This window comes from Pseudomonas sp. NPDC089752, from assembly GCF_044748725.1.
Lineage (GTDB): Bacteria > Pseudomonadota > Gammaproteobacteria > Pseudomonadales > Pseudomonadaceae > Aquipseudomonas.
Genome location: NZ_JBIVGP010000008.1, coordinates 83,466 through 106,769 on the forward strand (window position 1 = coordinate 83,466; position 23,304 = coordinate 106,769).

Annotated in this window: 18 protein-coding genes and 1 pseudogene; 12 read left to right on the plus strand and 7 right to left on the minus strand. The window is 63.7% G+C overall.

Annotated elements, in window-relative coordinates; all coding sequences use genetic code 11:
- The first annotated feature begins 24 nt into the window (after positions 1–24).
- Positions 25–888 (plus strand): hypothetical protein, encoded by an 864-nt coding sequence (locus ACIPZF_RS15115; protein ID WP_400800704.1) that lies wholly within the window; start codon positions 25–27, stop codon positions 886–888.
- A 331-nt stretch (positions 889–1,219) separates the two neighbouring features.
- Here the strand turns inward: ACIPZF_RS15115 and ACIPZF_RS15120 are convergent, their stop codons facing one another.
- Positions 1,220–2,548, minus strand: coding sequence for an MFS transporter (locus ACIPZF_RS15120; RefSeq protein WP_400800707.1), 1,329 nt, complete (start codon positions 2,546–2,548; stop codon positions 1,220–1,222).
- Positions 2,549–2,711: 163 nt separating this feature from the next.
- Here ACIPZF_RS15120 and ACIPZF_RS15125 point away from each other — a divergent pair, with 163 nt between their 5' ends.
- Positions 2,712–3,809 carry a sugar diacid recognition domain-containing protein gene (locus tag ACIPZF_RS15125; protein ID WP_400800710.1) on the plus strand — a complete coding sequence of 366 codons (1,098 nt, stop codon included), beginning with the start codon at positions 2,712–2,714 and terminating at the stop codon, positions 3,807–3,809.
- Between the two features lie 111 nt (positions 3,810–3,920).
- Positions 3,921–5,060, plus strand: a complete 1,140-nt coding sequence (locus tag ACIPZF_RS15130; RefSeq protein ID WP_400800713.1) for a glycerate kinase — start codon at positions 3,921–3,923, stop codon at positions 5,058–5,060.
- 132 nt (positions 5,061–5,192) lie between these two features.
- Here ACIPZF_RS15130 and ACIPZF_RS15135 read toward each other — a convergent pair whose 3' ends face one another.
- Together ACIPZF_RS15135 and ACIPZF_RS15140 are read right to left on the minus strand one after the other, a co-directional pair.
- Positions 5,193–6,377 carry an MFS transporter gene (locus ACIPZF_RS15135; protein ID WP_400800716.1) on the minus strand — a complete coding sequence of 395 codons (1,185 nt, stop codon included), beginning with the start codon at positions 6,375–6,377 and terminating at the stop codon, positions 5,193–5,195.
- A gap of 24 nt (positions 6,378–6,401) precedes the next feature.
- The gene (locus ACIPZF_RS15140; RefSeq protein ID WP_400800718.1) at positions 6,402–7,781 is read right to left on the minus strand and encodes a 3-deoxy-7-phosphoheptulonate synthase class II; all 1,380 of its coding nucleotides are present in this window, start codon (positions 7,779–7,781) and stop codon (positions 6,402–6,404) included.
- Between the two features lie 294 nt (positions 7,782–8,075).
- On the opposite strand from ACIPZF_RS15140, the gene ACIPZF_RS15145 reads away from it, so the two are divergent.
- Genes ACIPZF_RS15145 through asnB form a run of 7 tightly spaced genes read left to right on the plus strand, consistent with a single transcriptional unit; the run spans position 8,076 to position 15,994 of the window.
- Complete coding sequence (locus ACIPZF_RS15145) at positions 8,076–9,392, plus strand: phenylacetate--CoA ligase family protein (RefSeq protein WP_400800721.1); 1,317 nt, start codon at positions 8,076–8,078, stop codon at positions 9,390–9,392.
- On the plus strand, positions 9,389–11,104 hold the full coding sequence (locus ACIPZF_RS15150) for a prenyltransferase/squalene oxidase repeat-containing protein (RefSeq protein WP_400800724.1): 1,716 nt from the start codon (positions 9,389–9,391) through the stop codon (positions 11,102–11,104). The genes ACIPZF_RS15145 and ACIPZF_RS15150 overlap by 4 nt, the downstream gene beginning before the upstream one ends.
- Positions 11,105–11,113: 9 nt before the next feature.
- Positions 11,114–11,521, plus strand: coding sequence for a hypothetical protein (locus ACIPZF_RS15155; RefSeq protein ID WP_400800727.1), 408 nt, complete (start codon positions 11,114–11,116; stop codon positions 11,519–11,521).
- Entirely contained in the window at positions 11,518–11,802 is a 285-nt protein-coding gene (locus ACIPZF_RS15160; protein ID WP_400800730.1) for an acyl carrier protein, read from the plus strand. Before ACIPZF_RS15155 ends, ACIPZF_RS15160 begins: the two co-directional genes overlap by 4 nt.
- The gene (locus ACIPZF_RS15165; protein ID WP_400800733.1) at positions 11,799–12,794 is read left to right on the plus strand and encodes an acyl-CoA synthetase; all 996 of its coding nucleotides are present in this window, start codon (positions 11,799–11,801) and stop codon (positions 12,792–12,794) included. The genes ACIPZF_RS15160 and ACIPZF_RS15165 overlap by 4 nt, the downstream gene beginning before the upstream one ends.
- Positions 12,781–14,166: an amidase gene (locus tag ACIPZF_RS15170; RefSeq protein WP_400800736.1), complete on the plus strand. Its 1,386-nt coding sequence runs from the start codon at positions 12,781–12,783 to the stop codon at positions 14,164–14,166. The genes ACIPZF_RS15165 and ACIPZF_RS15170 overlap by 14 nt, the downstream gene beginning before the upstream one ends.
- A gap of 10 nt (positions 14,167–14,176) precedes the next feature.
- On the plus strand, positions 14,177–15,994 hold the full coding sequence (gene asnB / locus ACIPZF_RS15175) for an asparagine synthase (glutamine-hydrolyzing) (RefSeq protein WP_400800738.1): 1,818 nt from the start codon (positions 14,177–14,179) through the stop codon (positions 15,992–15,994).
- Here the strand turns inward: asnB and ACIPZF_RS15180 are convergent.
- Complete coding sequence (locus ACIPZF_RS15180) at positions 15,983–16,954, minus strand: LysR family transcriptional regulator (protein WP_400800741.1); 972 nt, start codon at positions 16,952–16,954, stop codon at positions 15,983–15,985. The two genes, asnB and ACIPZF_RS15180, sit on opposite strands and share 12 nt — an antisense overlap.
- A gap of 269 nt (positions 16,955–17,223) precedes the next feature.
- Between ACIPZF_RS15180 and ACIPZF_RS15185 the strand changes: the two are divergent.
- Positions 17,224–17,844 (plus strand): annotated as a pseudogene (locus ACIPZF_RS15185) (SDR family NAD(P)-dependent oxidoreductase); the annotation flags it as partial.
- On the plus strand, positions 17,839–18,948 hold the full coding sequence (locus ACIPZF_RS15190; RefSeq protein ID WP_400801244.1) for an SMP-30/gluconolactonase/LRE family protein: 1,110 nt from the start codon (positions 17,839–17,841) through the stop codon (positions 18,946–18,948). The pseudogene ACIPZF_RS15185 and the gene ACIPZF_RS15190, both read left to right, overlap by 6 nt.
- Here ACIPZF_RS15190 and ACIPZF_RS15195 read toward each other — a convergent pair.
- The 3 genes from ACIPZF_RS15195 to ACIPZF_RS15205 all read right to left on the minus strand — a co-directional run bounded on the left by ACIPZF_RS15195 (position 18,938) and on the right by ACIPZF_RS15205 (position 23,251).
- A complete protein-coding gene (locus ACIPZF_RS15195) occupies positions 18,938–19,918 on the minus strand; it encodes a site-specific integrase (RefSeq protein ID WP_400800744.1) in 981 nt (326 codons plus the stop codon). The genes ACIPZF_RS15190 and ACIPZF_RS15195 overlap by 11 nt on opposite strands.
- A gap of 145 nt (positions 19,919–20,063) precedes the next feature.
- Positions 20,064–20,936 (minus strand): phosphate/phosphite/phosphonate ABC transporter substrate-binding protein, encoded by an 873-nt coding sequence (locus tag ACIPZF_RS15200; RefSeq protein WP_400800747.1) that lies wholly within the window; start codon positions 20,934–20,936, stop codon positions 20,064–20,066.
- Complete coding sequence (locus ACIPZF_RS15205) at positions 20,924–23,251, minus strand: putative bifunctional diguanylate cyclase/phosphodiesterase (protein WP_400801246.1); 2,328 nt, start codon at positions 23,249–23,251, stop codon at positions 20,924–20,926. The genes ACIPZF_RS15200 and ACIPZF_RS15205 overlap by 13 nt, the downstream gene beginning before the upstream one ends.
- Positions 23,252–23,304 lie beyond the last annotated feature (53 nt).

Genomic DNA, 23,304 nt, shown 5'->3' on the forward strand with positions numbered 1-23,304 from the left:
CACTTTTTCCGCTTTCGGGGCTCTATGCTTGGCCAGGCCGCACCGATCCCCAGCGCGGCCGCCGATTCCGACCCGGTGCCGATGGTTGCAAAAACACCCGTATCCCTTCCGCGCCTGCTGCTGACAGGCGCATTGATCTGCCTTGGTGCCTGCACCCAGCAACAAGGGACACCCGTATCCCTTCCGCGCCTGCTGCTGACAGGCGCATTGATCTGCCTTGGTGCCTGCACCCAGCAACAAGGCCAGGACATCGTCAGCCAGTTCGGCAACGGCAAGCCCAGCGAGCTGTTCCAGACCAGCGTCGACCGCCTGGCGACACTGGCCATGCGCGACAACCTGCAAAGTCTTTACCTGCTGATGAACAAGCTGTACCTGCGCAACCCCAGCCAGTTGAAGCTCTCCGGCTACCTGGATGCCGCCACGGCCGAGCGGCAGATCCGCATCGCCATCGAACAGCGCCAGCCCTTGCCGCAGCTCGGCAACCGCCGCGACCTCGACGCCCTGAGCTATGCCCTGAGTCCGGAATTTCGCGGCGACCGGGTCGGTGCCTTCATCTACGCCATCGGCAGCATGCTGATTACCGCGCACGGCGGGCGTACCGAGTTTTACATGACCGATACCATCGACCCGCTGTTCGTCAACAACGCGGCCCGCAATATCGAAAAAGCCACCTGGATGCTGAGCCAGCGCCAGGATGCCAATGGCGTGTTGTTGCTGTTCTCCAACGAGATATCGGAAGAAGGCAGCAACCTGAGTTTCGCCGTGGAGTTCGGCAAGATCGTGGCGAGGCTGGATTTGCTGGCGGAGTTGCTGGATGAGCGTTATCGGCGGATTGGGCTCAATTATGCCCAGAGCCTGTTGTTGATGAACTTTTTGCCGGTGCAGTAGGGGCGGAGTGACGAGGTGCTAGCCACAACACCATTTGCGCCTGTGCGATCGAGCGCCGCCCGCGCGGCGCATCGCGGATGAATCTGCTCCTACGGTTTGTTGCAACGTGCCTATGCCTGTAAGGGCATGGTTGCTTGCCTTAGCGCATGGCTAGAGACTTGTGGGGCGGCGGCAGCGCCAGTCGAAAAATCGCGTCGAGCCAACAAGGCAGACAACTATGGCCTATCAGGCCATGGCACGTTGCAACAAACCGTAGGAGCGGATTCATCCGCGATGCGCCGCGCGGGCGGCGCTCGATCTCAAGTGCGCAAAAAAACCAACGGCATGCACCTCAGCTCACACGGGCAGCACTCAAAGCACCGGCGCGCGAAACGCGCAGCGCCACCAGGCTGCCCACTACGATCAGCGCTGCCAGTGAATACAACGCAGCATCGGTCGAGCCAGTCTGGTCCTTGATGAAGCCGACCAGGTACGGGCTGAGGAAGCCCGCCATCTGCCCCACCGAGTTGATGATCGCCAGGCCAGCGACAGCGGTTCCGGCGCTCAACAGCGCGGTCGGCATCGGCCAGAACATCGGCAGGCCGGTGAGGGCGCCCATGGTGGCAATCGACAAGCCGAGGATGGCGATGGTCGGGTTGGCGGCGAAGTTGACCGCGATCAAAAGGCCCAGAGCGCCCATCAGCATCGGCACCACCAGGTGCCAGCGGCGCTCGTTGCGCAAGTCCGCCGAGCGGCCGCAGAGGATCATGAACACACCGGCCAGCAGGTACGGAATGGCGCTGAGCCAGCCGATCAGCAACGGGTTGTCGAAGCCCATGTTCTTGATGATCGACGGCAGCCAGAAGTTGATCGCGTACACACCGCTCTGGATACAGAAGTAAACGAAGCCGAAGGTCCAGATCAGCGGATTGGTCAGCACCGCGAGCACGCCGTCGCCGGTGGTGGCGGGTTTGCTGGCAGCATCGGCCTTGAGGTCGGCCTCGATCAGCTGGCGTTCGGCCGGGCTCAGCCAGGGCGCCTTCTGGTAACCATCGCTGAGCAAACCGATGGCCAGGATACCCAGGGCGACAGTCGGCAGGCCCTGAATCAGGAACATCCACTGCCAGCCGGCCAAGCCATGCTGGCCGGCCGCGAAATGTTCGAGAATCCAGCCGGAGAACGGCCCGCCGAGCAGGCCCGAAACCGGGATCGCCGACATGAACAGGGCCATGATGCGGCCACGGCGGTCAGCCGGGAACCAGCGCGAGAGGTACAGCACCACGCCGGGGAAGAATCCGGCCTCGGCTGCGCCGGTCAGCAAACGCAAGGTGTAGAACTCGGTAGGGGTGGTGACGAACAGCAGGCAAGTCGAGAGACTGCCCCAGGCGATCATCATCGCCGCGATCCAGCGCCGTGGGCCGAAGCGGTTGAGCGCCAGATTGCTTGGCAGGCCGCAGAGCACGTAGCCGATGAAGAAAATCCCGGCGCCGAGGCCGTAGACGGTTTCGCTGAACTTGAGCGCGTCGAGCATCTGCAGCTTGGCGAAGCCGACGTTGACGCGGTCAAGGTAGTTGAACAGGTAGCAGATGAAAATGAACGGGATCAGCCGCAGGGTGATGCGCCGGTAGAGCGCGTTGCGGGTGATGTCCGTGCCTTGGTCAGGGGCGGGGCTGTGTGCCATGATCGGGTTCTCTGTTGTTATGGTTGTCGCCGCGTCGCCTGTGCCGGCGCTCGCCCTGACGAGTCTCGGGGAGTGCGACGCGCCTGTCTTTGTGCTTTTGCACAGCCATCGGCCGTGGCGACTGTGCTGCGGTACAAAGCCTAACACCCATAAGGATCGCTGAATGTTCGAACTGGACCATGACCTGGCGCAGGATATCGTTGATCGGGCGATGGCCATTTTGCCCTGCAACGTCAATGTCATGGATAGCCAGGGGCTGATCCTGGGCAGTGGCGAACCCGAGCGCATCAACACCCGCCACGAAGGAGCGCAACTGGTGTTGGCCAATGGCCGCATCGTCGAGCTGGATGTGGAGGCCGCCAAATGCCTGAAGGGGGTACAACCAGGGGTCAACTTGCCCTTGATGCTCGACGGGCGGCTGATCGGTGTGCTGGGCTTGACGGGTGACCCGCAGCAAATGCGCACTTATGGCGAACTGGTGCGCATGACCGCCGAGATGCTCCTGGCCCAGCGCCATTTGCAGGTTGAACAGCAATGGCGCCGGCAACGTTGTGACGATCTGCTGGCCCTGCTACTGGGTGGCAGTGGAGATTCGCCGCGGCTGGTCGACGAAGCCCAGCAATTGGGGCTGAAGCCGCAATTACCCCGTATCCCATGTTTGTTCGAGCTGCGCGCAGGCCCTCCCGCCGAAGCCTTGACCGCCTGGTTGATGAGCCGCTACCCCGACAGTTGGTGCGTGAGCCCGGCACGTGATTCGTTGCTGTGGTGTCGCCCGGCCGGCGTGGTGCTGGATGAAGAGCGCCTGGTTGAACGCGTGCAGCGCAGTGGCTGGGAGATCGAGCGCTTGGCGCTGGGCAGCCCGGCGCAGAGCCTGGATCATTTGCGCCGTGGTTACCGGCGGGTTCGCGATCTGCTTGCCTATGGCCGCGAAGTCTTGCCGAAACAACAGCTGCTGAGTCTCGCACGTTATCGCCTGCCGGCGTTGCTCTGGCGCCATCGCAACGAAGATGCCCTGGATGAACTGCTTGAGCCCCTGCAGCGCATTCGCGCCAAGGATGCCAGCGGTCAGCTGATTGCGACCTTGCGCGCCTGGTGCGCGCACGATGGTCAGAGCCAGGCCTGCGCCGATGCCCTGGGCATTCACCGCAACAGCTTGCGTTACCGCCTGGAGCGCGTCGCCGAGCTGGCGGAAGTCGACCCGCTGCGGCTCGAAGGGATGCTGAGCCTTTACCTGGGCTTGCAGCTGCTGCCCGCCGAGTGAGCGTCAGCAAAGGCATTTGCCCAAACAACGCCTTGGCGCTTTTGTGCATCCGACCGAGGCCCTTGCCTTGCACAGCTGTCAGCATGCCGCTCATCTGGACAGGAGAATCCCATGAAGATCGTCATCGCCCCCGACTCGTTCAAGGACAGCCTCGATGCTGCCGGTGTAGCCCGTGCTATCGCGACCGGCATTGCCGAAGCCTTGCCGGCTGCCGAGCTGATCGAGTGCCCCATGGCCGATGGCGGTGAAGGCACCATGGAGGCGATCGTCGCCGCCAGCCAAGGTCAATTGCGTCGCATGACCGTTCGCGGGCCGCTGGGGCAGAGTGTCGAGGCCGGCTGGGGCTGGTTGGCGGCCAGCCGCACGGCGATCATCGAGATGGCTCAGGCCAGCGGCATTCAGCTGGTGCCCAGCGCGCAGCGGGATGCCTGTCGCAGCAGCACCTGGGGCACTGGCGAGCTGATTGCGGCAGCGCTAGCCGCCGGGGCGCAACGCATCGTTCTGGCCATTGGTGGCAGCGCCACCAATGATGGCGGTAGTGGGATGTTACGCGCTCTCGGCTTGCGCTTGCTGGATGCCGAAGGCCAAACGCTGGAAGAAGGCGGCCTGGCATTGGCAAAGCTGGCGCACATCGATGCCAGCGAACTGGACCCGCGATTGGCCGAAGTGCAGGTCGAAGTGGCCGCCGACGTCGACAACCCGTTGTGTGGCCCCCACGGTGCGTCGGCGATCTTCGGTCCGCAGAAGGGTGCCAGCCCTGCGCAGGTCCAAGCACTGGACCTGGCGCTGGGGCATTTCGCCGACCTCTGCGCACAATTGCTGGGTAACGATGTACGCGAACAGCCGGGCAGCGGCGCTGCCGGCGGTATGGGCTTTGCGGCCAAGGCCTTCATGGGCGCGCAGTTCCGCCCGGGGGTCGAGGTCGTGGCCGAGCTCGCCGGCCTGGACGCACTGGTGCAAGGCGCCGACCTGGTGATCACTGGCGAAGGGCGCTTCGATGCACAGACCCTGCGGGGCAAGACGCCGATGGGCGTGGCGCGAATTGCCAAGCGCCATGGCGTGCCGGTTGTGGTGTTGGCGGGGACTTTGGGTGAGGGCTATCAGCAACTGTATGGGCACGGTATCGATGCCGCCTTTGCAGTGGCCAGCGGGCCGATGACGCTGGAACAGGCGTGTGCCGATGCCGCGCAGTTGCTGCAGGCTCGCGCCGGGGATATTGCCCGGGTTTGGCGGTGTGCTCGACAAGACTGAATCCAGCAAGCCTTACTGTGGGAGCAATTTTGTGGGAGCGGCTTTAGCCGCGAAGCGAGCGACGCGGTGGATGGCACCGGCTTCGCCGGTGGTCGCGGCTGAAGCCGCTCCTACCAGGGATCGCACAGCTTTTTAAGTTTTGTGGAAGACAGTTGCTCCCACAGGGTTGGCGGGGCGCTCGCGGGCTATCAACCCCAGTGCAAGCAACGCCGCTGCAGCTCCAGCCAGTGGCAAGTAAACCAAGCCAACCTGCTCGATCATCAAACCTCCAAGCCCCCCGCCCAGCGCCGTCCCCAGGTTGAACGCCGCGATACTCAAGCCCGATGCCACACCCGTGGCATGAGGTGCCAATTGCTTGGCAAGGCCAAGCAGGCGCAGTGTCGACAGGGTCACAATGGCAAAGAAAACGGCCCCCAGCACCCCAATCAGCAGTACAACCGCCCACGGCTGTTCGCGCCCCAGGAAAAGCAGGCCCAGATTGGCTGCCAGCAGCGCCAGGGCAACGTTCAAGCATCGACCTGTTTCGAATCGGTCTGCGCATGCGCCGCCAAGCAGGTTACCGAGGATGGTGGCCGCACCGAACATCAGCATCGCCAGGCTTAACAGCCTTACACCACCCTCGGTCACCTGCAGCAGAAAGGGTGAGACGTAGGTCAGGAAAGAAAAGGTGGCGATGCTCACCAGCATGGCCATGCCTGCGGTCACCAGCAGTGGCCGCTGCATCAACGCCACCAGGCCTGCCAGGCGGCCTTCGATAGGCGGTAGCGGTGCCTTTTGCCGAGGCATCAGACGCAGCAGCCCGAGCAGGCTGAGCAGACCGAAGACGCCCAGCGCAACGAAGATTGCCCGCCACGACCAGAGGCTGCCGAGCAACGTCCCCAGCGGAACACCCAACGCCAGCGCCAGGGTCAGCCCCAGCCAGACCCGTGACAAGGCACGGCCGGCGCGTGGGGCGTCGACCAGTTTTACCGCCACGTCGGCGGCGACCGCCATGAACACACCATGGGCCAGGCCGATCACGAAGCGCACCAGGTTCAAGGCCCACAGCTGCTCGACCCAGGCGAACGTCAGGCTGCCGACGGCCAGCACGGCCAAGGTCAGCGCCAGTGACGTGTGATCACGCCAGTCGAGCAGCAACGCCGTCAGCAGCGGCGCGCCAATGGCCGCGCCCAGTGCATAGGCGGCAATGGCCGAGCCGACAGCCGTGGTGGAGGTGCCAAGGTCTTCGGCCATGGCTGATATCAGCCCTGCCACCACGAACTCCGACAGGCCGAAGGTAAAGGTGCACAGGGAAAATACTGAGATGATGATGGGCATGGGTACAAGGATTTCCTTATCCGTTCAAGGGCGCTGCCGCCAGGCGCTGGCATCGAGACTGACGCGCAGTGCCAGCTCCATGGCCTGGTCGCGATTGAGTCGAGGGTCGACCAGGCTCAAATAGCGTCGGCGCAGATCAGCCGGTTGCAGACCCGCCGCGCCACCGAGGCATTCGCTGACGTCATCGCCGCTGGCCTCCAGGTGCAAGCCACCCAGCGCAGAGCCGTGGCGAGCGTGCAGGGCAAAGGCACTGGCGACCTCATCGAGAATGTCGTCGAACACGCGAGTCTTGGTGCCGCAGGGCAGGGTGCGGGTATTGCCATGCATCGGGTCGCATAGCCACAGTACCTGGGCGCCTGCCGCTTGCACCGTTTCGATCAGTGGTCCCAGATGGTGCTTGACGCGGTCGGCGCCCATGCGATGGATCAGGGTCAAGCGACCGGGTTCGTTGGCGGGGTTCAATCGGGTGATCAACTGACGCAATTGATCCGGGTCGGTGTCCGAGCCCACCTTTACCGCCAATGGGTTGGCCAGACCGCGCAGGTATTCGACGTGGGCACCGTGCGGTTGCGCGGTGCGCAAGCCGATCCAGGGCAGGTGGGTCGCCACGTTGAACCATCGGCCGTCGCTATGGCGGCGGGTCATCGCTTGCTCGTATTCAAGCAGCAACGCTTCGTGGGAAATGTAGATCTCACGGTGCAGGAAGTCACCCGGCTCAGAGCTGGCCAAGATACGCATGAAGCGCAATGCTCCGTGTACCTCCGCCAGCCGTGCGCGAATTCGCTCAGCGTCTGGGGCCTTGTCCAACCAGTCCAGTGGCCAGTATTCGGCATGCAAGAGGGTGTCGATGCCCTCGGTCTGAAGCCTTTGCAAATGTTCGAGCGTCGATGCTGAATGGGCATGAGCCTGCAGCAAACGCTGCGGGTCAGCACGACGTGCCTCAGGGGTGAAATCGTGATGGTTGATGATATCGCCGCGATACACCGGAAGCGTCATGCCGTCACGCTGCTCGGTATCACCGGAGCGTGGCTTCGCGTATTGCCCGGCGAGGCGGCCGACCTGCACGACGGGAAGCTGCAGGCCATGCATCAGCACCTGGCTCATCTGCTGCAGCAGCGCGACCTGACGAGTGCTTTGCGCCAGGTCGTTGTGATCGAAACGCTCGGCGCAATCACCCAGTTGCAGGACGAAACGGCGCCCTTGCTGCGCTTCGCCGAGCAGCGCTTTGAGTTGCAGGATCCGCGCCGTGGGCACCAGGGGGGACTGCTGGGCTAGCCCATCGAGGGCCAGGCGCAAGCCGTGTGGGTCTTCATAGGACGGCTGTTGAAGTGCAGGGCAACTGCGCCATGAATCGGTCGTCCAGGTGGCCTGGGCATCCGCCACGGCGGCGGTAGGGGTCAGCATGGTGTGTCTCCGGAGAAGTGCATCGCTCGATCTGCCCTGGGAGCAGGTGGTGGCGATAGTGCGCAGGCCGGACACGGCTTGGGAAATACAATAAATATCTTTGTCTGATATCTCGCTGGGTTTATTGGGCGATTAACACATTGCAAACAGAAAAATCCTACTTGGTGATCAGTTTTTACGGGCTGAAATTGCGGAGTAATACTTTGCAACTATCACTGATGGTTTCAAATAAGTATTTTACTTGTGCCGGGCACTCGCCAATTCTCTGCGCTGCTTATTCGAGAGGGCGAGGCGATGTTAGTTCACAGGGATCAGGATTACGGCGTGCTCAAGGGCGCAGAATGCGAACTTCAGGAGCAGCTTGGGCATATCCCCGACGCCGCATTTTATGAGCGAAAGTTGCAGGCAATATGGGCGCGGGCGCAACACAGCGCCCAGTACAAAAACATAGGCCCCTACAGTTTTACCGCGTTCGGGCAACTGCCGCTTACCGCCAAGGCCTTGCTAAAAAGTCAACCATTGAAGTTCTGCACGGTAGATCTCGGTGAAGCGGCCAAGTATTACGCCACTACGGGTACTACGGGCGAACCGACGCCGACGCCACGCATGAAGGAGGACATCATCTGGAACGCCGTCAGCGTCGCCAGCCACTGGCGCGCCGTGCTGACGCCCGGTGCACGGGTAGCCAACCTGATGCCATCGGATATCGTTCCGGTTGGCGATCTGATCGCCAACGTCTGTGAGTACCTGGATGTTTCCCACGTACGCCTTTATCCCTTCACCACGGGTATCACCGACTGGGAACGGGTCTGCAAGACATTCGACACCTACCGTCCGAGCGTACTGTTCATCGCCCCTGGGGTGCTGGTGCAACTGACGCGGTACCTGAAACAACGCGAACTGCTGCAGACGTTCACCGCGTCGGTGCGCTCGATCATGCTTTTGGGCGAGGTCAATACCCAGCCGTTCCGGGAGCGCTTGGCGCGCTGGTGGGATTGCGAGGTGTTCGATGCCAGTTACGGCAGCACCGAAACCGGAACGCTGGCAGCGGTGGGCGAAGACAAACAGATGCGCCTGGCCACTGCCACTCATTACTTCGAACTGCTCTTGCCCGATGGCAGGCTGATGACCCCTGCGCAAGGGCTGACCGGCCGTCTGGTGGTCACGCCACTCAACCTGTATGCCCGCCCGTTGCTGCGCTTGGACACCGGTGACAGTGTGACCATCACCGGGCCGTGGGAGCCGGGCATGGCCAGCCCGACCCTGCTGATCAATGGGCGCGACAGCGACAGTATCGTGGTGGGCGGGGTTGACCTGGAGATTCGTGCGGTCGAAGAGGTCGTGTATGGCACCTGCGATGCCACCGGCTATGTCATCGAAGTGGACCGGGACAACGACTGCGCCACGCTGATTCTAGAGCGTAACGTTGGCTGGGACGTCAGCCAGGAAGCGCATCTGCAGGCGCGCTTGCTTGACCGCTCCGAGCAACGGATGGGTCTGCGCTGGAGCCGAGTATTGTTCGTCAACAACCTGTCGGCGCTGAACAAGAGCGGCGCATCGCAAAAGAGCTGGAAGAAGACCAACCTGCGCTTTGTCGGTGGCCAGTCATGATGCCGCCGCGTTTTCCGCAAGGGCAGGGCCTGGGCAATGGCCAGCCGGATTTGTGGTGCACCTATGCAGCGATTCGTACCCTGGCCTGGACGGAGCGGCTTGACCAGGTCGACGCGCCAGCATTGCAGAGTTACATCCTGGCGCGGCGAAATCGCGATGGTGGCTTTGCCTGGAGCAAGGGCATGCCATCCGACGCCTGGGCGACGTTCTACTGCACCGAGACGCTGAACGACCTGGGCGTTGTGGTCGAACGTCGCGATGAGACAGCGGGCTGGATCCAGACCCTGTTCGACGGCGATGCCTACGCCATGTGTCCAGGCCAGACGGCAGACGTGTGGGCCAGCCACTACGCGCTGCGTACCTTGATCGAGGTCTGCCAAGGCCAGGTGAATGACACCGCGGCCTTGTATGCCTGGCTCGAAGGATTGCAGTGTGCCAATGGTGGCTTGAGTTGGTCAGCCGATTTTGCTCGACACAACCTTGCGGATACGCGTGCCTGTTTCTACGGGGTGATGGCCGCGCGTGCTTTGGCTCGCCAGGGTCTACCTGCGCCGCAATGGGACCTGCCGCGTCTGATCGGCTGGTTGCAGGCGCAGCAGATGGATTGTGGTGGTTTCCGCTTCTGCGAAGGGGCGCAGGTACCGTGCCTGTGGGCCACCTATCGGGCTACGGCCAGCCTCGCGCAATTGAAGGCGCAACCGCTGGGGCATCAGCGCTGTGTCGCGTGGATCGACAGCTTGCGCGGGCCAACCGGTGCCTTCGTGCGTTGGTCGGATTACGACGGAGAAGATGTCTGGGCGGCATTCTGCGCCGTGGGCTCGCTCAAGGCCTTGGGTGAGTCGGTGGCCCACTTGGCGGACGGCGTGGCAGATTTCATTGCGACATTGTCGCTGCCCCAGGGGGGGTACACCTACCGCCACGTCGATACCGCCGCCGATGTGCTGACCAGCGCGGCCGCGGTGCTGAGCGGTCGCCTCGCGCCGCAGCAGCGTGATGCTGCGCTGCGCTGGATCGAAGGCTGCCAGCTGCCCAACGAGCCGGGAATCATGTACATGCCGGGCCGCGGCGCGGAGGTTCGCTGCACCAACTGGGGCCTGGCAGCCGGTGCTTTCACCGGCCAGGCCGAGGCGCGCCGGGCGATCGGCCGCTGGCTAGCTTCGCTGCAGAACCCAGACGGTGGCTTCGGCTTCTGGGAAGGGCGAGGCTCGGACATGATGTCCACCGCCTCGGCGGTGTCGATCCTGCGCCAACTGGGCGATGCCAGCGGCGTGGACCTTGCCGCCATCGAAGCCTACGTCAAGAGCTGCCGGCAGGCGCAAGGTCACGCGTCTTTCCCGCGCGGTGAAACCTCGTTGCGTGCAGGGCTGCAGGCACTGGCTTGCCTCGCCTATATCGGCCATGACGTCACCGAGGCGGCAGTGCAGCTACTCGCTACGCACAAGGTCCGTCAAGGCGGCTTCGCCAACCAGGGGCAGCGCATCCCCGACCTGCTCAGCACCTACCAGGCGCTGGCAATGGCTGCCGACCTAGGTTTGCCCGTGGACATGGCACATCTGCGTTTCTTCCTCGACAAAGTGCGCAGTGAAGCAGGCCACGCCTGGTCACCGTTGTTCCTGCAAGGGGTAGATGCGCTGTCCGCGTGCCTCGGACGGCTGCTCGAAGCCTTCGCCCAAGGCCAACGTCAGCAGCTGCCCAGCCTTCAGTTGTCGTAAGGACTCGTCATGCCAACCGTTACCGTTTCCTGCGCACCGCTGCCATTGCCAGAGCGCAAGCGCCTGGCTTTGGCCTTCACCCGCCAGCTGAAGAGCCTCGGTGCTGATACCGGCCACTGCATGGTGTTCTTCAACCCATTGTCCGAGGCTTGCGTATTTCGCGCTGGCATGCCGCTGCCAATAGCCGACCGCGAGGGCATGGCGGCGCAGTTCCATGTGCGCATCACCTTGTCGGCGGCGCGCGACCAGCTGGCCCACCAGAGCCTGGCCGAAGGGCTGCAGGGTTGCCTGCGCACGCTTTACCCGCACGCTTTCATCTATTTGCAATTCGACCCGATTCTGCCCGAGCACGTGTTCTTCAGTGCCGGCGCGGAATTGATCAACGCTGCCTATCCACAAGGAAACATCCGCTCGTGAACGACTTCAACATCGAACAGCGCATTCGTCAGACCCTCGGCCAACTGCTAGGCGAGGAGGTCGACGCCATCGACAAGCGCGACAGCTTCCGCGATTTTCTCGGTGAGCGCTTCGACAGCCTCATGGCCGTCGAAGTCATCACCGCCGTCGAGGGCTGCTTCGACATCGAAGTGGATTACCTCAGCGACGATGTGCGCTTCTGGTTCGAAACGCTGGAGAAGATGGAACGATTCGTCAGCCAGAAACTGGAAGACCAACTGACCCTGCAGGCCGCCGAGTGAGCGCCGAGCACCTGTTTACCACCTCCGGCGCCACTGGTGTACCCAGACAATGGCTGCGCAGCGTGGCGCAGATGGAGCGCGAAGCTGCCTTGATCCTGAACCGCTGGGCACCCAATGCGCGGGAGATCTTCGCATTCGCACCGGCCAGCCACAGCTACGGCATGATCCTCGGCGAAGTCGGTGCTCGGGTCTTGGACGCTCACCTTCAGGTGTGTTCGCTGGAGCAGCAGCAGTTGCCATTACTCGACGGTGACGGCCCGTGCGTGATCCTCGCCATCGCCAGTACCTGGCGAGTGCTGCCGGCGCTATTGGCGCGATTGGCCACGCGGCGTGCGGTGCTGGTGGTGCACAGCGCTTCCCTGTTGCCGCCAGATGCCTTGGCCATCGTGCGCCGCCATGCTGGCCCGCAGGTACGGTTCGTCGAACTGCTGGGCTCGACCGAAACCGGCGCCATGGCCTACCGCGAACTGGATGCGTCCAGCAGCCCAGAGCAGGCCTGGACGCTGCTCGACGATGTCACGCTGCTCAGCCACGTAGGCCAACCGTGCGCCCTCGAGGTGGCGAGCCCGCGCATTGCCCGCGAGCCACACCAGGCGCTGCCTGCCGCCAGCCACTGCTGCGATGACCAGATCCTGGCATTGGACGCGCATAGCTTCCAGTGGCTGGGGCGGGCCAGCAGCCTGATCAAGGTCAATGGCCTGCGCGTCGACCTGGCGCGCGTGGCCAGCGAGCTTCAACAACGCCTGCAATGCCCGACGCTGGCCTGCGTGGCTGTACGCGATGAGCTGCGCGGTGAGGCGTTTGAAGTGCTGTTCAGCTCCAAAACCCTCAGCGAACGGGCGGTAATGCACATGTTCCAGCAACTGCCACCGGGTTACCCCTATCCAGTCGCGGTCCGTCGCGTCGCCGAGCTACCTCTATCCGCCACCGGCAAACCCCTGCCGTTGGCGGCCACAAACGCTGTCAAGGACTACACCCATGACTCACGCTAGCACCCAGGACACCATCACCCAGTACCTCAACAACTGTGGCGCCGATGCCAGCAGCGGCCGCGAGCAACCCGAGTATCTCGGCCTCAGCCTGCGCAAACGGCATCAACTGCTGCAGCGCAACCCTGCGCTGGCAAAGGACTGGGCAGACCAGTACGACCAATGGTCAGTGCACGCCGACAGCCACTACCGCTGCCTGACCAGCACCCGCGAAGTCGAAGCACCGTGGTACCGTTTGGGCGTCAAGGATACCGTCGACGTGGCCGGCCTGCCGACCCGCCTGGGCCTGCGTAGCTATCGCCACTACCCGCAGCGCAGCGCCGAGGCGCTGACGTTCCTCGACCCGCGCATCGCCTTGACCAGCAAGGTCGCCACCACCGAGCTGAACATCGCCTTTGGCGCCGGCTGCCGCAACCCGCATTTCCCGACCATCGACCCCTCCGGCTCCAGCACCGGTTCGGCGGTATCAGTGGCTGCGGGCCTGTGCGACATCTCCTTGGGCACTGATGTCCTGGGTTCAGTACGCTGGCCCGCGTCGCACTGCGGCATGGTCGGCCTGCGCATGACCCAGAAGGCCGCGAGCCTGGCCGGGGTGTTCCCGCTATCCCCGCGCATGGACGCGCTGGGCTGGGTGACGCGCAGCGCCGACGACCTCGACCTGCTGTTCCCGCTGCTGGGCCTGGAGCCGCTGCTCGGTCAGCAACAACCCCTGAAGGATCACTACCGGGTCGCGCTGCTGGAGCAGGCACTGGACCCCGCCCTGACCAGCCCGGCGATGCTGGACATGCTGGGCCAGGCGCGCAGCGCACTGGCAGATTTGGGCATGCCCCCGGCTGAGGTCGCCATGCCCGACCTGTGGGCCTGCCGTGGCGATGCCTGGCAATTGTGCGCGCGTGATGCGTGGCTGGCATCATCGGCCTGGGCGCGGCGTTTCGACTGCGAGCTGCACTGGTCGACGCTCAGTGCACTGAAGGTAGGCGAGGGTGTCAGCGACAGCGACTACCAGCGCATTCACCAGCGCATGGACAGCATCCGCGCCGGTATCGACGCCTGGTTCGACGAAGCCCAGGTGGACTTCGTGGTATTTCCCATGGATCCCAATCGGCCGTTCGACCGGCGCAACCCGCAGCCCGGTGACTCGACCATCCCGTCGCCGGCCGAGCCCGGTTATGAGCAGAAAATCAGTTTCACCCCATTGGCCAGTTTCAGCGGCCTGCCGGCCATCACCGTGCCCATTTGCCTGAGTGCCGACGGCAAAGCGCCGCTGGCCGTGCAGATCATGGGCCGGCGTGACAGCGAGCGGCAGCTGCTGGACATCGCCAAGCGCCTGCAGGCGGTGACTGGCCTGCTACCCACCCGTCGTCTTCAGGCCTAAGGAGCGCAGCATGTGCGGAATCACAGGCTGGGTGGACTACACCCGCGACCTTGCCCAGGCCACCGCGGCCATTGGCGCCATGACCGATACCCTGGCCTTGCGCGGGCCCGATGCCAGCGGGAGTTGGCAGCACCGTCATGCGCTGTTGGGCCACCGGCGGTTGGCAATCATCGACCTCAGCGGCGGCGTGCAGCCCATGACCTTCCGGTTCGCCAGTGGCGAGGAGGTCGCGCTGATCTACACCGGTGAGGTCTACAACCACAACGAACTGCGCGAGCGTCTGCGCAAGGCAGGCCATCATTTCTACACCCGCAGCGACACCGAGGTGGTGTTGCATGCCTATCTGGAGTGGGGCGAGCAATGCTGCGAGTACCTGAGCGGGATGTTCGCCTTCGCCATCTTCGATGGGCGCGACGGCCACTTCCTGCTGGTACGTGACCGCCTTGGGGTCAAGCCGTTGTACTACGCCCGCCACCAGCAGGGCCTGCTGTTCGGTTCGGAGATCAAGGCGATTCTGGCGCATCCGGAGTTCGCCAGCGCCCTCGATGTGGTTGGCCTGGTGGATGCCCTGAGCCTGTCTCGCGGCACCGTGCGTACGGCCCTGCGCGGGGTAGATGAACTGCCCCCGGGGCATCGGCTGTCCTGGCGCCCCAATGCTCAACCGAAGCTCAGCCGTTACTGGCAGTTGCAGCGCCGCGAACATCGGGACGACCTGGCCAGCACCGTGGCGCACACCCGTGAGCTGCTCGACAAGGCGCTGGGCGAACAGCTGTATGCCGATGTGCCGGTTTGCTCGCTGCTTTCCGGCGGGCTGGATTCGACCATTCTCACCGCCATGGCGCAGCAGCGCGGCACAGTCAATTCGTTCTCGGTCGACTTCGTCGGCCAGGCCGAACAGTTCCAGAGCGACGAATTCCGCCCGGAGCGGGACCAGCCTTACGCCCTGGCGGCTGCCGAGTTCATCGGCAGTCATCACCAGACCATCCTTATCGATAACCGCGAGCTGGTCGACCACCCTGCGCGCAAGGCGGTGTACCGGGCCAATGACTCGGCGGCCACGTTCGGCGATGTGGACACCTCGCTGTACCTGCTGTTCAAGGCCATCCGAGGGCACTCAACGGTGGCCATCTCTGGGGAGGCGGCGGACGAAGTGTTCGGCGGCTATGCCTGGTTCCGTGACCCGCAGGCCATTGCCGCTCAGCGTTTTCCGTGGCTGTCGCGCATGCAGTTGCTGCAGCCCGAACTGATCAATCCCGAGTTCAACCGCCAGTGCAACTTCGCCGACTACCAGGACAGTTGCTACCACCAGGCACTGGACAGCGTCGAACATTTGCCGGGCGACAGCCCGCAAGAACGACGCATGCGCGAGCTATGCCACATGCACCTGCAGCGTTGGCTGCCGATCCTGCTCGACCGCAAGGACCGCCTGAGCATGGCCGCCAGCCTGGAGGTCAGGGTGCCATTCACCGATCACGCGCTGGTCGAGTACGTGTACAACGTGCCGTGGGCTATCAAAGGCAAGGACGGCCAGGAAAAGTGGTTGCTCAAGCAAGCCTGCGCCGACATCCTGCCGCCGGCAGTGCTGCAGCGGCGCAAGAGCCCTTACCCGACTTCGGCGAATCTGGCCTACGAGCGGTTCCTGCGCGAGCGTATCAAGCGTTTGCTGGCCGAGGCTGGCAGCCCAGTGTTCCAGGTCATCGACCGCGGTCGCCTGGCCGCCGAGCTGCGTCAGCCCGAGGGGTATTTCAACTCGCAACTGCGGCGCAACAACCTGGAGACCGCCCTGGCGCTCGATACCTGGTTGCGTGACTACCGCTTAGCGGTGTAGCTCGCGCTTGTCGCTGCCATCCAGGATCACCGGGTTCTGGATGGTGTCGGCAAACCGCCGTGGCGCGCCGAGGTCGAGCATGGAAATGAAGCTGCCCAGGGCAGGGGAGGCGTTCTGCAGGTTCCAGTTCATGTACAGGCCCATGGTCGGCGTGGGTTGGTCCTTGATCGGCCGGATCGGGCGGAACTGCACGCGGTCGCGCAGCGTCGAGTAGGCAATGGATTCGGGTACCAGCGCGACGCCGAAGCCACAGGCGACCAGGCCGATCAGGGTGTGGATCTGCGCCGCTTCCTGTACCACCTTGGGGTAGAAACCGGCCGACTCGCACAGGGCGATCAGCTGGCTGTGGTAACCGCTGCCCAGCGCTTGCGGGGTGAAAACGAAGTCTTCCTCGGCGAAATCACGCAGGTCGACCACCGGCTGATGGGCCTTGGCATGGCTGCTGGGCAGGGCCATGACGATCTGTTCGTTGAGCAGCAGCCGCGATTCGATAGTGTCCGGGGGCATCGGCAGCTTGCGCATGAAGCCGATGTCCGCCTCGCCGGCCATCAATGCCTTGGCTTGGGATGCCGAGGGCATTTCGCGGATAGTCAGCCGCACGTTAGGGTAGATTTCGCGAAATTTCTTCAGGGTATTGAGCAGTGACTCGTAGTAGGCAATGGAAATCGCAGTGATGGTCAGCTTGCCGCAGATGCCTTCGGACACATTGCGCGCGTACTCGATGCCTTGTTCCAGTTCCTTGAGCGTGCGGTAGGCCGTCTCCAGAAACGCCATGCCGGCGGCGGTCAGCTTGACGCCGCGCTTGTTGCGCAGGAACAGGCTGAAGCCCAATTTTTCTTCGAGGCGGTTGATCGCTTGGCTCAGGGGCGGCTGCGCCATGTGCAGGCGAATGGCGGCCTTGTGAAAGTGCAGCTCTTCGGCCACGGCAATGAATTGCCTGAGCAAACGTGTCTCGATCATGTCTACGTTCCTTCATCGAGTCGAACGGGCGCCAGGAAGGCATTCTCCGCCGGCCGACCCTGCAAGGCGGCCATCATAGTGCGTGGCTTGGCGGCGACAAAGCGTCTGCTGCGATGATGTTTTCGTAGGGCATTGCGCGGGTGGCTGGGGCACATCGGGGGAGCGAGTCTCAGGTGATATCTGCGAGATATCAAAGTTGCATGCTTTTAATATTAAGTCATTGATTTTTTTATTGTTATCGTAAAAAGGAGAATCGGAAGGGGGCTTCAATGCCGAGCACAGACCCATTCAAAGATAAAGTTGCCATCGTCACCGGCGCCGCTCAGGGCCTGGGCCTGAATTACGCCATGGCCCTGGCGGCGCGCGGCGCGAAGGTCGTCATCAGTGACCTGGGAACTGACCGCTCGGGCGAAGGGCAAGACCCGGACGCGGTCAGCGAGGCCCTCCAGGCCCTGCAGGCCAAGGGCTATGCCGTGATCGCTCACACCGGCCACCTGGAAAACGAAGAAGAATGTCGGCAGCTGGTGGAGCTGGCCATCGCGCATTTCGGTGCGCTGGATATCCTGATCCACAACGCCGGCTGGGTCGACTACCAGGGCATCGAAACCCAGGAACAGGCGTTTCTCGAGCGTGCCCTGGGTATCAGCGTGCATGCCCCGGTGTGGCTTGCCAAGCATGCCTGGAAGCACCTCAAGGCTTCTTCGGCCCCCCGCATCGTGCTCACCACCTCGGACCGAGCCATGTACCAGCGCTATGCCCAGCCGGGGCTGGTCGCCTATTCGGCCGGCAAGATGGCCCAGGTGGGCATCATGAACGCGCTGAGCATGGAAGGGTTGGCGCACGGCATCCTGGTCAACGCCATCTCGCCGGTGGCCAAGACCCGCATGTGGGGCGTGACCCAGCCGCCGGAAGAACTCAAACCCGAATGGGTGACACCAGGCGTGCTGTACCTGGCCAGCGCCCTGTGCCGGGATACCGGCTACATCCTGCGTGCCAGCAATGGCCAGTTCACCGCCACACGTTTCAGCGAGAACAGCGGGGTCAGCTACCCCCGCGACCTGGCGCGGGTGGAGGCGTCCAGTCTGGCTGAAGTGGCCGAGCGCTGGAGCCGCATCAAGGAATGTCACTACGTGCCGATCAAGGTCGCCAATACCCGTGCCGACCTGGGTGAAAGCCCGGTGTGGGATGCGCGCACGGGCGCACTGTATTTCGTCGATATCACCGGCGGGCGTATTCATCGGTTGTTGCCTGATGGCGAAGTAGAGAACCTGTACGAATCGGCTGCGCGTATCGGTGCGTTGGCGCTGACCGACCAGGGCAATCTGATCTTCACCGAAGATGCCAGCGTGGCCATTCTCGATGTCCAGCCGGGCAAGGTGCGGCAGTATTCGGTGCCGGTGCATCACCGCTCGAGCTATCGCTTCAATGACGGTGCCTGCGACCCGCAAGGGCGCTTCGTCACTGGCCTGATGGACGAAGGCCCGAGCGGCAAGACCGGAGCCTTGTTCCGCTTCGATGGCGAGTTGCACGATGAAGTGATTCACGACGGTTTGTCACTACCCAACGGCATTGCCTGGTCGGAAGATGGCCAGACAGTGTTCTTCGTCGATTCCGTTGCCTGCTCGATCTACCGCGCCGAGTACCTGACCGAGGGGCGTCTGGGGCAGGTCAGCCTGTTCGCCGAAACCCCTGCCGAGCTGGGCCGCCCGGACGGGATTGCGCTGGACCGTGAAGGTGGGCTGTGGGTATGCCAGTTCAATGGCAGCTGCTTGTTGCGCTATGACCGCGACGGGCACCTGACCGACCAGGTGGTGATGCCGGTGCCGCGCCCGACCAGTTGTTGTTTCGGGGGGGATGGCCTGGGTACGCTGTTCATCACCACGGCGCGCGTGGGCATGTCGCCAGCGGAACTGCGGCACTACCCGGACGCCGGCGACCTGTATGCGATTCGCCCGGAAGTGGCCGGCATCGAACGGTTCGCCTTCAGGGAATAAGCACTTGCACCTGGCTGGCTGGCAGCACGGCCAGCTCGCCGAAGCGCTGCGCCGAGTCGATGTAGCGCAGCGCCGACTTGGCATCCTTCCAGCCCACGTAGCTCATCAGTGACTTCAATTCCCAACCGTTGGCCGTGGCCCAGGTGGCAAAGCCGCGGCGCAAGGAGTGGCCGGTGTAGAGCGCTGCGGGTACGCCTGCACGTTCGAGCATGCGCCGCAACAGGCCGACCAGGCTGTTGCTGTTGAGCGGCGCATCGCTCAGGTTGCCCCAGCGGTCGAGCTTGCGAAACACCGGCCCATGGGCGATGCCGGCCACTTCCAGCCACTGCAGATAGGCGGTGACCGGGCACAGTGCCTTGAGCGCAGGAGTACGGTGCTGCACGCCGAGCGCTTCACGGTCGCCTTTGCTGCGCGGCAGGAACAAGGTGATGCCGACACCCGCTTCAGCCTGGATATGCTCGACGCGCAGGCGCGCCAGTTCATCGCCGCGAAAGCCCCGCCAGAAGCCTAGGAGCAACAACGCGGTATCACGCCTGGCGCGGCGCAGGGCCGGCAGGTCGTGGTGCTCGCGGGCCTGCCGGGCCTCTTCTTCGAAACGTTCCACAGCCGTTCGCAGGTGCTGCAGCAGCAGTGGCGCGGCCTGTTTCGGCGGTGTCGGGTGCAAGGTGCGGATGCCCCGCAGCACCTGGCGTACCAGTGGCGCCTTGGTCGGGTCGGGGAAACCTTGGCTGATGTGCCATTGGCTCAAGGCGGCAAGGCGTTGACGCAGGGTGCTGACTGCATGCTGATCGGCATGATCGGCCAGATAGCGGGCGATGCTGTCGGCAGTGGCAGGCAGAAACCCGCCCCAATGTGCCTCGAAATGCTCGATGGCGGCCTGGTAGCTGCGCCGGGTGTTGTCGCGGGTGGCGGCGCGGACGTAGCGCTCGATGTCGGTCATGGTCGGCGGTGTGGTGATGGACAGCGACAAGATAAAGCTTATTGGCTGGTCTGTCCCGGCCCTTTCGCGGGGCAAGCCGGATCGCCGGACCGCCGCTCCCACAGGTTGGAGGCATGCCCGGAACCTGTGGGAGCGGGCTTGCCCCGCGAAAGGGCCGGCATGAGCGAAGGGGATATCACTGAGGCACCGCAGTATCCATCAGCTGCCGCAACGGTTCGTACTCGGCCCGGCTGACTGGCACCAATCCGCTGGCATCCTGGGAGGCGACGAATGCCGCCAGGGCCCCAGGGTCGTCCAGCATCGCTTTGCGAATGCGGTTTTTCAGCGCCGGACACAGGCTGGCACTGAATACATAGGGGTCGTAATAGATTGGCCGTGAACGCCATTGCACCTTGAGCGTGCTGGCTGCCAACGCGTGCCGGGCCAGGTAGGCATCGGCGCGTTCGCTGGCGACGAAGGCCGCATCGACACGGCCGTCCAGCAGCGCTTGCAGCGCGTTGTCGTGGTTGCCGGCATACACCAGCGAGCCGAAGAACCGCGGCAGTGGCGTGCGCACCTGGGCCGCGAACTCCACACTGGGTACGAGGCCGCCCGAGGTGCTGGCCGGGTCGCTGAGGGCCAGGCGTTTGCCACGCAGCGGATCGATGCCGTCGGGGCTGTCGGCGCGGGTCAACAAAAGCGACTGGTAATGGTTGCCGGCGGGAGTGAAGGGCCCGGCACTCAGCGTGAAGGTCGCGAACGGTTCTATCTTCGGGTCTCGACGCTGGGCGAGCACATAGGAGGCCGGGCCGAGGCGGGCGATGTCGGCGCCGCCGGAGACGATGGCATCGACCACGCTTTCGTAGGAGGTGGCGATCATCAGTTCCACCGGCACACCGGCGGCCTGGCTCAGGCGCTGCAGCAACGCCTGGTGATCACTGACCATGGCTTCGCTACTTTTGATCGGAATGACTGCCAGGCGCAGACTACGTGGCGTGCAGTCGGCCAGGGCGGCGGTTGCGAGGACATTGGCCAGCAATAGACCGGCCAGGGTTTTCAAAGCACGCATGGCTTCTCCTCCAAGCCGTTGAAGGGCGGGTACTCGCGCAATTGTGCCGGCGACAGCGGGCGGCTGAAGTGATAGCCCTGGGCAATGTCGCAGCCGGCAATTTTCAGGCATACCACTTGCTCACGGGTCTCGACGCCTTCAGCGACGACTTCCAGGCCCAGGCGTTTGGCGAGGATGATGGTCGAGGAAACGATCGGGCTGTCGTCGTAGCTGTTGGACAACGGAGCGATCAGCGAGCGGTCGATCTTCAGCTTGCTCAGTGGCAGCGACTGCAGATGCGCAAAGCCTGCGTAGCCGCGACCGAAATCGTCCAGGCTGATGCCAAGGCCGGCAGCACGCAGGCGGTGCAGATGATCGACCGCAGTGCCTTCGGGGTCGAGAATGGTGGTCTCGGTGATCTCCAGTTCCAGCCGTTGCGGGGCGATACCGTACAACTGCAACTTGGCCAGCAGGCGAGTGCTGAAGTCCGCCTGTCGCAGCTGCATTGCCGAGACATTCACCGCCAAGCGCGTCTCGCGGCCCTGAGCGTCCCAGCGTGCCAGTTCTTCGCAGGCCAGGCGCAACACTTCCCAACCCAGCTCGATGATGAAGCCACTGCGCTCGGCCAGGCCGATGAAGCGGTCCGGATAGAGCAGGCCGAATTCCGGGTGGTCCCAGCGCACCAGCGCCTCATAGCCCAGCACCTGATGAGTATCGAGGCGAATCTGCGGTTGGTAGTGCAGCACGAACTGGCGCTCGGCCAAGGCACTACCGAAGGCCTGTTCGAGGGTGAAGGCCTGAATGTCGGCAAGGTTCAGCGAAGGGTCGAAGAAGCGGTACTGAGCGCGCCCGGCCTGCTTGGCCGAATACATGGCGGCGTCGGCGCTGCGGATGAGGCTGTCGATGTCCTGGCCATCGCGCGGGCAGATACTGACGCCGACGCTGGGGCTGGTATTGACCTCCTGGCCGTCCAGGGCATAGGTAGCCGAAAGCTTCTGCACCAGGTTGTGCACCCAGCTGTTGATCTGCGCTTCACTGCGTTCGCCCGCCAGCAGCACGACGAATTCGTCGCCACCGAAGCGCGACGCTTCATCGCCAGGCTCCAGCAGGCGCTGGATGCGCCCGGCAACGGCTTGCAGAAGCAGATCACCAATCTTGTGCCCGAGCGAGTCGTTGATCGACTTGAAGCGATCCATGTCGATGAACAGGATCGCCATCAGCCGGCGCTTGCCACGCTGGCGTGTCAGCGCCTGGCCCGCCACTTCGACGAACTGGCGGCGATTGTGCAGGCCGCTGAGGTGGTCGGTGGCGGCGGCATGGCTGCTGCGCCGGTGTTCGTCCTCCAGGCGCCCGATCAGCTGCTGATTGACCTGCTGCGCGTGCTCCAGGGCGCTGAAGGCCTCCTGGCGCTTGCCCAACAGGCGCAAGGTCCAGGCCAGGCTGACGAGGATCATCAAGGTCATGCTCAGGTTCAGCCAGAACTGCCGCGAATAGGCCAGGGCGGTGGGGGCGAGGATTTCATCGTAACGTTGGCTGACGATGATGCTGAAACCGCGCTCGTCAATGCGCCGGTACAGGCTCTGGAACGGGTTGCCGGCAGCGTACTGGACCAGCAGCCCAGACTCGCTGCCCGAGGGTGGCAGGCCAGGCTCGAATTCATCACCGGCCACGACCACGCCACTGGTGTCGATACGCAGGCGTTCCTGGCCATCGTCCTGCAACAGGCGCATCAAGCCCGTAGTGCCCAGGTCGATGTGCTGGAACAGCACGGCGAGGTAGCCGATATCGAGTTGTACCACGAGGATATTGTCGATTTCGCGGCCGGGCAGGTTGGTCAATGGCAAGAGGAAGGGCAGGCGCCAGTTCGGCATGGCCGTCGGCGTGAGCGTTGGGGCGATACGCGGCAGGAACGGCTTGAAACCGTAATGGGCGACATGCAGCTTGAGCTGCTGCAGCCAGTCTTCGGGCAGCTCAGGCGCCTCATCGCTGTGGCTGGCCGACACTAACCGCCCACTGCGGTCGTACAGGCTCATGCGTTTGAACACCGGATCTTCAGCCAGCAGCCGAGCCAGGCTGAGGTTGCCCTGGCGCAGCACTTTCATGTCGTCCTGGGTGACCCGGCCCACCGCCTGGGCGCGGTCGACCAACTGTCGCAGGCTTTCGCCGACGATACTGGCCAGGTTAAGGTGCTCCGCTGCCTTCGCCGACAGCGCATCCTGACGCGCGGCAGCCTTCTGGGCAAAGTGCAGCCCCCAGAGAAACGTCAGGGTGGCTGCACACAGCACCAGTATCAACAGGCGCAGCAGGCCTGCAGACGAGAGAAAACGGCGTATCACGGCTGGCATTCCCGACCCTGGGTGATGGTCGAAAAATACGACAGGCAGATGAC